Raw genomic sequence first — 12,564 nt, 5'->3', positions numbered from 1 at the left:
CCCGTGCACGGAGGCGCCGACATGCCCGTGACCTTCTTCGACATAGGGGCGACCCTGGCGGACGCCCGACTGGGTGCCGACGGCTCCCTGACCCTGTCCCCCCGGCCCCGTGTCCTCTCCGTGCTGGACGACCTCCACGGCGTACGCCAGGGCATCATCTCGAACCCCGGCCCTGGCGAGGGGGCCGTGGAGCGGGCCGCGTCGGCCCTGCGGGAGGCGTTCCCCGGGCGGTTCACGGACGACGCGCTCGTTCGCTGGGGGCCCAAGGACGGCCGGGAGATCTTCGACGCGGCGGTTCGCGCCACGGCGGGGGAGGGGGTGCCGGCCGCCGCGCCCGACGAGTGCGTCTTCGTGGGCGAGGACCACCGGGAGCGCGCGTTCGCCGGGCGGGCGGGCCTGCGGACGGCCGCTCATCCCGTCTTCACCCGCGCCGCCCTGGAGGGCCGCCCCGTCTTCTGGGCGAGGATCGAGCTGCCCGAGGAGCAGGGGCTGCCCGACCTTGAGACGGTCGTCGGAGAGACCGAGGTCGTTCCCGTGCACATCGCGTCCCCGCTGCTCGTCCTGGCCATGGCGAGCACGCGCGGCGCCACGGCGCTCGAAGAGGCCGGGTTCACGGTCGACCTGTGGGGGCCGGTGGAGGACACGGCGGCCTTCCTGGTCCGCGACGACCGTCCCGCCGTCCGCGCCGCGTCCGTTTTCGGGCGCGTCGCCGACGAGCTCGCCGGGCCCGCCGCCCCGTCGCCGCTGCCGCTGGGCCCGGCGCCCGGCGGGGTCTACCTCGCCGCACCGGCCGACGCGCCGGTCGAGGACGTCCACCCGCCGGGCGCGAAGCCCGGCCACACCGAGCGGCTGCTGCCCGACCCGGCCCTTCTCTCCCGGCCCGGCGAGGTGCGGGCGGAAGGGCTCGTCGCCGGTCCGGCGGGGCCGGAACCACTGGAATCACACGCGTCGGAGGAGACGATCGCCGCCGTGCTCGCGGCCGTGACCCCCGAGGTCCTGCGCGACCACGTGGCGCGCATCTCCGGCGTCGAGCCGCTGAGGGGGAGCGGGGAGGACGAGGGTCTGCTGGTGCGCAGCCGGGACGCGTCCGCCGCCGACAACCCCCGGGTCGTCGAGGCGCTCGCGGAGTACTTCCAGGACCTCGGCCTGAGGGTGCGGCTGCATCCGTTCCGGTGGCGCGGCCGGCGGCTGTTCAACGTGGAGGCCGAGCACCACGTGGCCGGGGCGGACTCCGCCGTCCTCATCACCGCGCACCTGGACTCCACCGCCTCCAGCGGCCGCTTCGTCGACGCGAACGGCGACCCGCGCCCCTACGACCCCGGCGTGGACCCCGCGCCGGGCGCCGACGACGACGGCAGCGGAACCGCCGCCGTCCTGGCCGCCGCGGAGTGCCTGCACGCCCTGCTCGCGCAGGGCAGGACGCCGGCCAGGAACGTACGCTTCGTGCTCTTCAACGCCGAGGAACAGGGCCTGGTCGGCAGCAAGTTCTACGCCCGGGCCGCCGCGGCGGCGGACGACCGCATCGCCGGGGTCTTCCAGATGGACATGATCGCGGGCCGGCAGCGGGGCAGTACGCCCACGGTCGAGATCCACACCGGTTCCTCGGTGCCGGGCCCGGTCGTGGGCGCGTCCGACGCGCTCGGCGCCCTCGTCGCGGACACCCTCCCCGTCATCGACCCCGCGGTGACAAGTCAGCAGCTCACCGGGCCTTCCGACCCGGCGATCGGGCGCAGCGACCACGCCAGCTTCCACGAGCGGGGCTGGGCCGCGATCGCCGTCTCCGAGGACATCTTCTCCGCCGACGGCGGGCCCGGCACGGGGACCCGGCAGTACCACACCCCGGGAGACACCCTCCTGGACGAGGACCACAGTCCGCGGTTCGCGGCCACGATCGCCCGCTCCGTCACCACGACCGCCCTGACCTTCGCGGGCCTGTGACCCGCACACGCATGTCACCCGTACACGCATGCCACCCCACGACCACCGTCGACACCGGGCCCCGCGCCCGCGACGAGCAGGAGCATCCGTCATGACACAGCTGATCGACAAGCGGGACCTGGAGTACGACCGGCTCGCCCGCGTCCCGGGCGCCGAGGCGTTCCTCGCCGAGACCGATCGCGTGGCGGAGTCGGTGCACCACACCCTCATCGCCGAGAGCGACAAGGTGAACCGCTTCACCGGCCACCTGACCGAGCTGCGGGTGGAGGGCGCACCGGCAGGACTCGCCGAGCGGGCGGGTGCCGGAGCCGCCGCGGCCACCGACGGCGACTACATCGCCAAGGCCAAGGAGTACCTCTCCTCGGTGTCGGAGGCCATCGGCTTCGCCGCCGGGGAACCCGCCGAGTTCGAGGCCGACCCGAAGGTGGGGGAGACGAGCGGCGGCATGCGGGTGGTCAGCCTCCAGCAGACGCTCAACGGCATCGAGGTGTGGGGCATGGCCCCCAAGGTGTGGCTGGGCGAGGACGGCACGGTGGAGCGGGTCGTCGGCGACACGGCGAGCGTGCCGGCCAACGTCCCCACGATGCCGACGGTGCCGGTCGAGACGGCCCTGGCGGCGGGCGCCGCGAAGGCCGCCGAACCGGCCAGGATCGAAGGCCCCTTCGGCACCGACGAACTGCCGGGCCTGGACGTCTCGGAAGGCTTCCGCCGGCTCGGCGCCCAGGCGGGCAGCGACCAGCCGATGACCTTCGAGGCGGGCGCCTTCGACGAGGCGATCCCCGCCCGGCTCGTCTACTTCTACATGGGCGACGGCGTCCGGCTCGTGTGGTCGTTCCGGTTCTCCCGCGCGCAGGGGGCCGTGCAGTACGAGGCGCTGGTGGAGGCCGACGAGAAGACGGCGGACCCGTCGGCACCCCAGGTGCTCTACCTCCAGGACCTGGCGAACCACGTCGTCGGAGGACTGGTCTTCCGGCAGAACCCGGCCGAGACCGGCTTCTCCCTGGCCTCCTTCCCGCTGCCGCTGACCGACTACCCGGTCGCACCCCCCGCCGCGCCGATGCCCGGCTTCCCCGGCCCCTGGGTCACGCGGACCGACGGTCACATGGCGACGGCCGGGAACAACGTGCAGGCCGTCGACGGGGACACCGGCAAGAGCTTCCGCATCAATGTCGACCAGGCGGGCAACGGCGTGTTCGCCCCGAACCCCGACACGCCGGAACAGCTCATCACCAACATCTTCTTCTTCTGCAACTACATGCACGACTTCTTCGTGATGCTCGGCTTCACGGAGGAGCACGGCAACTTCCAGACCGTCAACTTCTCCGGCCTCGGCAAGGGCGCCGACCCCGTCGTGGCCCGCGCCCACCCCCGCCCGGTCTTCGGCACGGCCAACATGTTCACGCCCGTCGACGGCCTGGCGGCGGAGATGAACATGGGCCTGGTCGCCGACACCCAGAGGCACACGGCCAACGACGCGAGCGTCGTCTTCCACGAGTTCACCCACGGCGTGTCCAACCGCCTCGTCGGCGGCCTGAACGACGCCCACGCCCTGCGCGAGAAGCAGTCCGGGGCGATGGGCGAGGGCTGGTCGGACTACTTCGCCCTCACCATCCCCAACTTCTTCCGGGAGCAGGAGCACACCGTCGTCGGCGACTGGGTGGTCGACGACCCCGGCGGCATCCGCCAGCGCCCGTACGACGACGGGTACCCCGGCGACTTCGGGAGGATCGGCCAGGTCGGGGGCGGCCTGAACTACACGAGGATCCACAACGTCGGCGAGATCTGGTGCGCCGCGCTCATGGAGATGACCCGGCGGATCAGCACGGAGCTCGGCAGCAAGAAGCGCGGCTACCGCATCGCCTGGCAGGCCGTGGTCGACGGCCTGAAGCTCACCCCCAAGAACCCCTCCTTCCTCACAGCCCGCAACGCGGTCCTGCGGGCCCTGAAGGACCTCCAGGGCGGGCCGCTCACGGCGGCCGAGTACCCCGGCGTACGGAAGGCGGCGTGGGGAGCCTTCGCCCGCTACGGCATGGGCTTCGACGCCTTCTGCCCCAACGCGTCCTTCACCGGCTGCCAGGCCGGCACGGCACCGCCCCCGGCCGGCCACGAGGACTGACCGGCGCACCCGGCCCCTCCCTCACGACAGGCCGTCGCGCCCCAGCCACGACGGCCTGACCGGCACCCCGTCCGAGTACCGCTCGACCGGATCCTCCACCGGCGCGGGCTCCGGTACGGGCTCCGGTTCCGGTTCCGGTTCCGGTATGGGCTCCGGGACGACGGGCGCGGCGGGCGCGGCGGAGTCCTCCAACAACTCCGCCACCGTGAACCGGGTGAGATAGGACTGCCACGCCCCGTCGACGACGAGCAGCAACGTGTCCCCCTCCCGAAGAAGCCGACGTCGCTTCGGACTCACCGGATGCGCGGGCACGAAGTTCCGTGCCCGCTGCTCCAGTTCGGCGAGCGCCTCCTCACGCGACCCGGTGACATGCGCCACCACGTACGCCTCCACGTGCTTGCGCTCCCCGGTCCCCACGGTCATCTCCACGACCAGCCCCCACGTCGGCATGTCCCGGCACCCTCCACTCTCGTCCGCCCCCTACGGTAAGCGGCGCGCGGAAGCCGCCCCTTCCCGGCCGTGCGGTCTGGCGCCGGCGAAGAGAACGGTGGCATGGTGAGACGGAAGGGCGACCGTGAAGGAGCCGAGATGTCCAGCAGGTCCAGTGACGACGAAGACGCCCGCCGCCGAAAGGAGGAGGAAGAGGAGGCGGAGCGCCGCCGACGGCAGGAGGAAGACGAACTGAGGGCCGCCGAGGAGCAGAACCGGTCCTCGTGGTACTAGACCGGCGTACCCCCTCGACAACTCAGGGCGCCGCACACGCCTGCACCGCCCCTTCCGCCCTCAAAGTCCTGCGCAGAATGCTCTCCAACGTGGAGTCCGCCGGAAACCGGTAGCCGCCGGCCCGCCGGCTCAAGCCCCCGCCAGGACCCCCGCAGCTTCCGTATCCCCGCCTTCCACGCCTCGCCGTCCGACTCCTCCCACAGCTCCAGGAGTTCGGACGGCTCGGCGAGCACCCGGTCGAGGGCGGTCACGGCCTCCGCCCGCAGTTCCACCGGCAGTTCCCCCAGCGGCTTCTCGGGCCCGTACGAGGTCGTCACCGGCTCCCCGCCCGGGCACTGCGACGCCACCAGCGCCGCCGCCGCGACCGCCTCCACGGCCAGGTCCGCGTCCAGGTAGTCGTCCCCGGTTTCGGTCACCTCCCGGAAGGCCGCGCGCAGCACCTCCGCCTTCTTCCCCTCGGGTGCGGAGTCCACGTCGTAGGAGAAGTCCGCGGCGGTGTCGTTGTCGAACGGTCCGATGTCCCAGGTCCCCATGGCGGTCGTGCCCTTCTCGTGTCAGTTCTCGCATCAGCACCAGTGCTGCTCGGTCCTGCCAGCGTGCCAGGGACCACTGACAACGGCCGGGACGGCTACCTCGCGGCCGCCCACTCCTCGTGCGCCGTGCGGACGCGGTGCCACAGGTCCGTGCGGGCGGGGGCGTCGACGTCGGTCAGGTCCAGGTGGAACGTGCCGGCCAGGACGGCGTACCAGTCGTCGGGCGTGTCGATGGTCCGCTCGGTCGTGCCCGCGGCGTCGAGCCGGCGCAGGACGCAGCCGCGCAGGACGTCCACGCCCTTGGCGTCGCGGCGCTGGGCGGTGAGGACGCGGACGAAGCTGGAGTCGGGGGAGGTGGACAGGCGTGTGTGCTCCGCTGCGAAGGAGGGGAGGTCCACGGGGGCGGGGGCGAAGTCCATCGCCGTGAACGAGCCGCGGGGGTCGTGGCCGAGCCGCCAGCCGCCGGGCTCCGCCGTCGACGGGGCCAGGGTGTAGGTGAAGGGGCCTTGGGTGTGGCTGCCCTCGCGGAGGGGGAGCGGTTCGTGGAGGCCGTCGCCGAGGCCCGTGTCGACCAGCCACCGTTCGCCGTCGAGGCGGACGGTGAGCGCGAGGTGGTCGCCGGACGCGCCCGCCGGGTCCTCGGGGGTGGACTGCACGCCGGCCCGGTGCAGGGTGACGTCGTAGCCGAGGGCCGTGAGGAGGGCGCCGAAGGCGCCGTTGAGGTGGAAGCAGTAGCCGCCGCGTCCGCGTGCGATCCGGGTCACGGACTCCTCGGCGCCGATGCCGGTCGGCCGTCCCAGGTGGATGTCGAGGTTCTCGTAGGCGACCCGCTCCACCTGGGCCCGGTGCAGGGTCCGCAGCGCCTCGGCGGTGGGGGCCGTCGGCCGGGCCACCCCCAGTGCGGCCAGGTATCCGTCGACGTCGATCATGTCCGTAACTCCCCCCCTGTCACCGGAAAGATGACCAGCATAGTCACCGGGAGCGGGGGTCCCTCGGATCCACCACGTATCTGACCTTCCGTCAGAATGGAACGTGTTCTACTCTGCGCGCCATGGGCATCGCCATCACGCACGAACAGCGGGACCTCGCCCGGTCCGTCCGCGCCTGGCTCACCCGCGCCGTACCCCCCGAGGAGATCCGCCGGTGGCTCGACGCGCCCGAGCCGCCCGGCGGCAGGCCGGACCACTGGGACGCGGCCGCCGCGCAGGGGCTCCTCGGGATCCACGTACCCGAGGAGTACGGCGGCGGGGGCGGCGGCCTCGACGACCTCGCCGTGGTCGTGGAGGAGGCCGGCCGCGCGCTCCTGCCCGGGCCCTACCTGCCGTCCGTCCTCGTCGCCGCACTCCTCCACCGGGCCGGGCCGCCCGCCCCCCGTGAACTTCTCGCCGGGCTCGCCGAGGGGCGTCGGATCGGTGCCGTCGCCCTCGGCGGGGCCGGCACCCTCACCGCCGTACGGACCGGCAGCGGGTACCTCCTCGACGGCACCGCGCCGCCCGTCCTCGGCGCCGCCCACGCCGACCTGCTCCTCCTCCAGGCCGCCACCGCCGACGGCACCGTCTGGCTCGCCGTCGACGCGGAGCCGGGCGGCGGGCCGGGCGGCGGGCGCCACGGGTCGGGGCCCGCCGTCCGTGCCCACGCCTCCGCCGACCCCACCCGGCCCACCGCCGAGGTCACCGCCGCCGCCCTCCACGTGCCCGCCGGCCGCGCCCTCGCGCTCGACAGCGGGCTCGTGCACGACCTCGCCGCCGTGCTCTTCGCCGCCGACGCCTGCGGCACCGCCGCCCGCGCCGTCGAGACCGCCGCCGAACACGCCCGCACCCGCGAACAGTTCGGCCGGCCCATCGGGAAGTTCCAGGGCGTCAAACACCTCTGCGCCGACATGCTCGTCCGGCTCGAACAGGCCCGCGCCCTCACCTGGGACGCCGCCCGCGCCGCCCACGACCCCGCCCGGCCCCTCGTCGCCGCCCTCGCCGCCGCCACCGCCCTCGACGCCGCCCACTCCTGCGCCAAGGACTGCGTCCAGATCCTCGGCGGCATCGGCTTCACCTGGGAGCACGACGCCCACATCCTGCTGCGCCGCGCCCTCGTCGCCCGCCAACTCCTCGGCACCGGCGACCGGTTCCGGCTCGACGCCCTCCGGCACGCCGCCACCGGACTGCGCCGCACCCTCCGCCTCGACCTGCCGCCCGCCGCCGAGCCGTACCGCGCCGCCGCCCGCGAGGCCGTCGCCCCCGCCGCCGGACTCGACCCCGCCGCAGCCCGCCGCGTCCTCGCCCCCACCGGCTACGCCGCCCCGCACCTGCCGGAGCCGTACGGCCTCGGCGCCGGGCCGCTCCAACAGCTCGCCGTCCAGCGCGAACTCGACGAGGCCGGGATCACCGTCGCCGGACTCGGCATCGCCACCTGGGTCGTCCCGTCCCTCCTCGCCCACGGCAGCCCCGAACAGCAGGAACGCCACCTCGGGCCCACCCTGCGCGGCGAACAGCGCTGGTGCCAGCTCTTCTCCGAGCCCGGCGCCGGATCCGACCTCGCCTCGCTGCGCACCCGCGCCGAACGCACCGAGGACGGGCGCTGGCGGATCACCGGACAGAAGGTGTGGACGAGCGCCGCCCAGTGGGCCGACCACGGCATCCTGCTCGCCCGCACCGACCCCGACGCGCCCAAGCACCAGGGGCTCACGTACTTCCTCGTCGACATGAGGAACACCCCCGGCATCGACATCCGCCCGCTGAAGGAGATCACCGGCGAATCCCTCTTCAACGAGGTGTGGTTCGACGGCGCCCTCCTCCCCGCCGACGCCGTCGTCGGCGAGGTGAACGACGGCTGGCGGGTCGCCCGCAACACCCTCGGCAACGAACGCGTCCACATGGCCGACCAGGTCGTCTTCGACACCGGCCTCGAAGCGCTCATCAAGGCGTCCGCGGAGGCCGACGGCTCCGTACGGGCCCGCACCGGCGCCCTCCTCGCCGAGGCCCACGCCCTCGCCTGCATCGGCCTGCGCACCACCCTCCTCCAGGTGTCCGGACTCGAACCGGGCGCGGGCGCCAGCGTCCGCAAGCTCGTCCAGACCCTCCACCAGCAGAAGACCGCCGAACTCGCCCTCGAACTCCTCGGCCCCGACGGCGCCGTGCGCGAGGGCCCCGGCGCGGCGGCCGTCCACGGTTTCCTCATGTCCCGCTGTCTGACCATCGCGGGCGGCACCACCCAGGTCCAGCTCAACGTCGTCGCCGAGCGCCTGCTCGGCCTCCCCAGGGACTGAGAAACCGAGAGGGGCACGCCATGAAGCACGCTGGGAAGTCGTACATCGTCGGTGTCGGCACGACGAAGTTCGAGAAGCCCGAGACCCGCGACTGGCAGTACTGGGACATGGCCCGCGAGGCCGGCACCGCCGCCCTCGCCGACGCCGGGATCCCCTACGAGAAGGTCGAACAGGCCGCCGTCGGCCACTGCTTCCAGGCGTCCACCGCCGGCCAGCGGGCCGTCTACGAACTCGGCCTCACCGGTATCCCCGTCTACAACCTCAACAACAACTGCGCCACCGGCTCCACCGCCCTCATGGCCGCCCGCCAGTTCGTCGAGGGCGGGATCTCCGACTGCGTCCTCGCCCTCGGCTTCGAGAAGATGAGCCGGGGTTCCCTCGGCGGAGGGGCAGGCGGTGCCGGGGACTTCAAGACATCCCCGGTCGCCCGGCACTACGGCATCATGGCCGCCGCCCACGGCTTCGAGGCCTCCCCGCCCACCGCGCAGATCTTCGGCAACGCCGCCCGTGAGCACATGGAGCGGTACGGGACGACCGAGGCGCAGCTCGCCGCCGTCGCCGCCAAGAACCACCTCCACTCCTCCCGCAACCCCCACGCCCAGTTCCAGGACGTCTACACCGTCGACGAGATCCTCGCCGCGAAGACCGTCCACCGGCCCCTCACCAAGCTCCAGTGCTCGCCCACCTCCGACGGCGCCGCCGCCGCCCTCGTCGTCTCCGCGCGCTTCGTCGCCGAACACGGCCTGGAGGGGCGGGCGGTGGAGATCGCCGCCCAGGCCATGACCACCGACACCGGCGAGTCCTTCGCCTCCGGCTCCTGCGTCGACGCCGTCGGCCGCCCCATGTCGAGGGAGGCCGCCCGGCAGGTGTACGAGGCCTCCGGACTCGGCATCGAGGACGTCGACGTCATCGAGCTCCACGACTGCTTCTCCGTCAACGAGCTCCTCACCTACGAGGCCCTCGGCATGTGCGAGGAGGGCGCCTCCGGCAAGCTCGTCGAATCCGGCGCCACCACCTACGGCGGCCGGTGGGTCGTCAACCCCTCCGGCGGCCTCATCTCCAAGGGCCACCCCCTCGGCGCCACCGGCCTCGCCCAGGCCGCCGAACTGGTCTGGCAGCTCCGCGGCGAGGCCGGTGGCCGCCAGGTCACCGGCGCCCGCACCGGCCTCGCCCACAACATCGGCCTCGGCGGCGCGGCGGTGGTGACCCTGCTGCGTAAGCCGTAGGTTCCGCGGGTCCTGGGACTTCTCGCTCATGTACGGGGCGGGGGCGGTCTGCGACCATGACGCCCATGTGCCAGACCGGCCCCGCCACCGGATCAGCCCCGTCCCACCCCTCCATACGCACCCCCCCGCCCCTGGCTCGTCGTCCTCGTCGCCTGCGCGGGCCAGTTCCTCGTCGTCCTCGACGTGTCGGTCATGAACGTGGCGCTGCCCTCGATGAAGGCCGACCTCGACCTCTCCACCCCCGGCCTCCAGTGGGTGCTCAACGCCTACGCGATCGCCTTCGCCGGCTTCATGCTGCTCGGCGGCAGGGCGGCCGACCTGTACGGGCGCAAGACCATGTTCCTGGCGGGCCTCGGGCTCTTCACCGCCGCCTCGGTCGTCGGCGGCCTCGCCCCCGAGGGCGCCCACCTCATCGGCGCGCGGGCCGCGCAGGGCCTCGGCGCGGCGGCGCTCTCCCCGGCCACCCTCACCCTCGTCACCTCCGCCGTCCCCGCCGGGGCCGCCCGCAGCCGGGCCATCGGCACCTGGACGGCGGTCGGCGCGGCCGGCGGCGCGGCGGGCGGTTTCGTCGGCGGGCTCCTCGTCGACCTGCTGAACTGGCGCTGGGTCCTGCTCGTCAACGTCCCCGTCGGCGTCCTCGTCCTCGCCGCCGCCGCGCTCTGGCTCCGCGAGGGCCGCGCCGCCGGCCGCCGCCTGGACCTGCCCGGCGCGGTCCTCGTCACCGCGGGCCTGGCCACCTTCGCGTACGGCATCGTCCAGACCGAGACGGCCGGCTGGACCTCCCCGGCGACCCTGCTGCCGCTCCTCGGCGGCCTCGCCCTGCTCGCCGTGTTCGTCGCCGTCGAGCGCCGTACGAAGGAGCCCCTGGTCCCGCTCGGCATCTTCCGCAACCGGGCCGTGTCCGCCGCCAACACCGGGATCATGCTGTGCGGCGCCAGTTCCTTCGGCATGTGGTTCTTCATGACGGTGTACGCGCAGAACGTCCTCGGCTACACCCCGCTCCAGGCCGGCCTCGCCCTGGTCCCCAGTTCGCTCGCCGTCCTCGTCGGCTCCAAGGCCGCCCCCCGCCTGATGGCCGTCACCGGCGCCCGTACCCTCGCGATCACCGGCGTCCTCGCCGCCGCCGCCGGCTTCGCCTGGCAGTCCACCCTGACCGCCGACGGCACCTTCCTCACCATCATCCTCGGCCCCGGCATCCTCATGATGGGCGGCATCGGCCTCGCCACCACCCCGCTCGCCACCCTCGCCACCTCCAGCGCCGCCCCCGGCGACGCGGGCCTCGTCTCCGGCCTGGTCAACACCTCCCGCACGATGGGCGGCGCCCTCGGCCTCGCCCTCCTGACGACGGTCGCCGCCGCGACCACGCTCTCCCCGGGCCCGGACCCCTCCCACCTGGTCCCCGGCTACGCCATGGCCTTCCGCGTCTCCACCGGCATCCTCCTCACCGCGGCCGCCCTGATGACCCTCTGGCTGCCCCGCCCCGTACACCGAACGGCGCGGAAGGGCTGACCGCCGACGCCGTCCGGTCCTGATCGGCGCCGTCCGGTGCCGGGTGGGGGGTGCGGAAGGTGAACGCGAGGGGGCCGGGGCCGTGTTCGCGTAGCAGGGCGACCCGTTCCATCGCCTCGGCGACGCTCGGGCGGTGACCGGCCGGGATCCACCACAGGGCCTGGTGCGCCTCGGCCATGCGGTGGAACCACTCGCGGCGGCGGCTCAGTACGCGCAGGTGGTCGGTGTGGTAGGTGAAGTTCCGCAGGGCTTCGACCGATTCCCAGACCGAGCAGTTGAACAGGATCGTGTCGTCGTTCTCGACGGGGCGGAAGCCGGTCGAGTCCTCGCCCCCGTCGTCGACCATGCGCCACACGAACCCGGGGCTGCGCTCGGCGAGTGCGTTGATCTCGGGCAGTTGGGCGACGAAGCCGGCCAACTCGGGGCTGTCCAGCGGGGCGACGATACGGCCGATGTTGACCTGCGCGAGGTGAAAGCCAGTCATGGGCCCAGCATGACCCCGCCCCGCTTCTATAGTCAATGATCCTTGTTTTTAGAAAGTGCCACGCAGCACCCGCCGGGACACGGATCCATCGCCGGCGCCCACTCCTCGGACGCCATGCCTTCGAGCAGCGCGAGATTCATCCCGCAGACCAGGGCGGGGAACTCCCCGGCCAGCGCGTGGAAGGGGCAGTTGCGCAGCCGTAGCGTCTCCCCGTCCCAGAAGGGCTGGTAGCCGCGGCCCCGCAGCACCTCGACCAGATCGCCGGCGGCCGCGTCCGGATGCGCCGCACCCGCGGCCTTCGCCGCGGCCTGCAACTCCCGGTCCAGGCCGGCGTTCTCCACCACCTCGGCGAGCAGCCGGCCGGCCGCGTCGTAGGACCGGGGCGGGACGGACACGGAGTGCTCGCCCTCGGCGCGCCGGTACACCTTCGCCGGCCGCCCCGCCCCGGGGCCGGTGCGCCCGGACAGCCGCCGGAAGGACACGGCGAGCAGCCCCGCCTCGACCAGCTTGTCCAGGTGGAAGGCGGCCAGCGACCGGGAGACCCCGACCGCTTCCGCGGCCGCGTCGCGCCCCACCTCCCCCGGAGCGGCGGCCACGTGTCGATAGAGCCGGCGGCGCACGGGGTCGCTCAGCACGCCCAGCACCGCGAACGCGGAATCCTCGGAATCCTCAGCAGTCACGCGCCGATTCTATGACCAATGGGAATATTCGAAACAGCGTCGAGCGCCGCCGCCCGAGCACCTGGCGACGGTCGTGACCAGGGCTTTCGCCACACG

Annotated in this window: 9 protein-coding genes and 2 pseudogenes; 6 read left to right on the top strand and 5 right to left on the bottom strand. The window is 73.6% G+C overall.

The features are described from left to right. Positions 1–21 precede the first annotated feature (21 nt). Both QK442_RS02050 and QK442_RS02045 read left to right on the top strand, forming a co-directional pair. Entirely contained in the window at positions 22–1,938 is a 1,917-nt protein-coding gene (locus tag QK442_RS02050; protein ID WP_282691990.1) for a M20/M25/M40 family metallo-hydrolase, read from the top strand. 91 nt (positions 1,939–2,029) lie between these two features. After that, on the top strand, positions 2,030–4,054 hold the full coding sequence (locus tag QK442_RS02045) for a M36 family metallopeptidase (protein WP_282691989.1): 2,025 nt from the start codon (positions 2,030–2,032) through the stop codon (positions 4,052–4,054). Positions 4,055–4,075: 21 nt separating this feature from the next. Here the strand turns inward: QK442_RS02045 and QK442_RS02040 are convergent, their stop codons facing one another. After that, a complete protein-coding gene (locus QK442_RS02040) occupies positions 4,076–4,504 on the bottom strand; it encodes a hypothetical protein (RefSeq protein ID WP_282691988.1) in 429 nt (142 codons plus the stop codon). 138 nt (positions 4,505–4,642) lie between these two features. On the opposite strand from QK442_RS02040, the gene QK442_RS02035 reads away from it, so the two are divergent. Next, a complete protein-coding gene (locus QK442_RS02035) occupies positions 4,643–4,777 on the top strand; it encodes a hypothetical protein (RefSeq protein ID WP_282691987.1) in 135 nt (44 codons plus the stop codon). Between the two features lie 149 nt (positions 4,778–4,926). Here QK442_RS02035 and QK442_RS02030 read toward each other — a convergent pair. Both QK442_RS02030 and QK442_RS02025 read right to left on the bottom strand, forming a co-directional pair. Then, positions 4,927–5,310, bottom strand: a pseudogene (locus tag QK442_RS02030) (DUF4259 domain-containing protein); the annotation flags it as partial. 95 nt (positions 5,311–5,405) lie between these two features. Continuing rightward, the gene (locus QK442_RS02025; protein WP_282691986.1) at positions 5,406–6,239 is read right to left on the bottom strand and encodes an arylamine N-acetyltransferase; all 834 of its coding nucleotides are present in this window, start codon (positions 6,237–6,239) and stop codon (positions 5,406–5,408) included. 122 nt (positions 6,240–6,361) lie between these two features. On the opposite strand from QK442_RS02025, the gene QK442_RS02020 reads away from it, so the two are divergent. From QK442_RS02020 to QK442_RS02010, 3 genes and pseudogenes are all read left to right on the top strand, one after another. Then, positions 6,362–8,569, top strand: coding sequence for an acyl-CoA dehydrogenase (locus QK442_RS02020; RefSeq protein WP_282691985.1), 2,208 nt, complete (start codon positions 6,362–6,364; stop codon positions 8,567–8,569). Between the two features lie 20 nt (positions 8,570–8,589). Next, the gene (locus tag QK442_RS02015; RefSeq protein WP_282691984.1) at positions 8,590–9,795 is read left to right on the top strand and encodes a lipid-transfer protein; all 1,206 of its coding nucleotides are present in this window, start codon (positions 8,590–8,592) and stop codon (positions 9,793–9,795) included. 132 nt (positions 9,796–9,927) lie between these two features. Then, positions 9,928–11,304, top strand: a pseudogene (locus tag QK442_RS02010) (MFS transporter); the annotation flags it as partial. Here the strand turns inward: QK442_RS02010 and QK442_RS02005 are convergent. Next, entirely contained in the window at positions 11,237–11,788 is a 552-nt protein-coding gene (locus QK442_RS02005; RefSeq protein WP_282691983.1) for a DUF3291 domain-containing protein, read from the bottom strand. The pseudogene QK442_RS02010 and the gene QK442_RS02005 overlap by 68 nt on opposite strands. 32 nt (positions 11,789–11,820) lie before the next feature. Further along, positions 11,821–12,468: a helix-turn-helix domain-containing protein gene (locus QK442_RS02000; protein WP_282691982.1), complete on the bottom strand. Its 648-nt coding sequence runs from the start codon at positions 12,466–12,468 to the stop codon at positions 11,821–11,823. Positions 12,469–12,564: the final 96 nt, after the last annotated feature.

Source organism: Streptomyces sp. CC208A (genome assembly GCF_030010625.1).
GTDB lineage: Bacteria > Actinomycetota > Actinomycetes > Streptomycetales > Streptomycetaceae > Streptomyces.
Note: the sequence above shows the minus strand (reverse complement) of the source record. Positions and strands in the feature narration are given on the sequence as shown.

Coding starts and splice junctions, on each gene's coding strand:
- QK442_RS02025 (WP_282691986.1), bottom strand. CDS start 6,239: ATGATCGACGTCGACGGATACCTGGCCGCACTGGGGGTGGCCCGGCCG.
- QK442_RS02045 (WP_282691989.1), top strand. CDS start 2,030: ATGACACAGCTGATCGACAAGCGGGACCTGGAGTACGACCGGCTCGCC.
- QK442_RS02005 (WP_282691983.1), bottom strand. CDS start 11,788: ATGACTGGCTTTCACCTCGCGCAGGTCAACATCGGCCGTATCGTCGCC.
- QK442_RS02015 (WP_282691984.1), top strand. CDS start 8,590: ATGAAGCACGCTGGGAAGTCGTACATCGTCGGTGTCGGCACGACGAAG.
- QK442_RS02035 (WP_282691987.1), top strand. CDS start 4,643: ATGTCCAGCAGGTCCAGTGACGACGAAGACGCCCGCCGCCGAAAGGAG.
- QK442_RS02050 (WP_282691990.1), top strand. CDS start 22: ATGCCCGTGACCTTCTTCGACATAGGGGCGACCCTGGCGGACGCCCGA.
- QK442_RS02040 (WP_282691988.1), bottom strand. CDS start 4,504: ATGCCGACGTGGGGGCTGGTCGTGGAGATGACCGTGGGGACCGGGGAG.
- QK442_RS02020 (WP_282691985.1), top strand. CDS start 6,362: ATGGGCATCGCCATCACGCACGAACAGCGGGACCTCGCCCGGTCCGTC.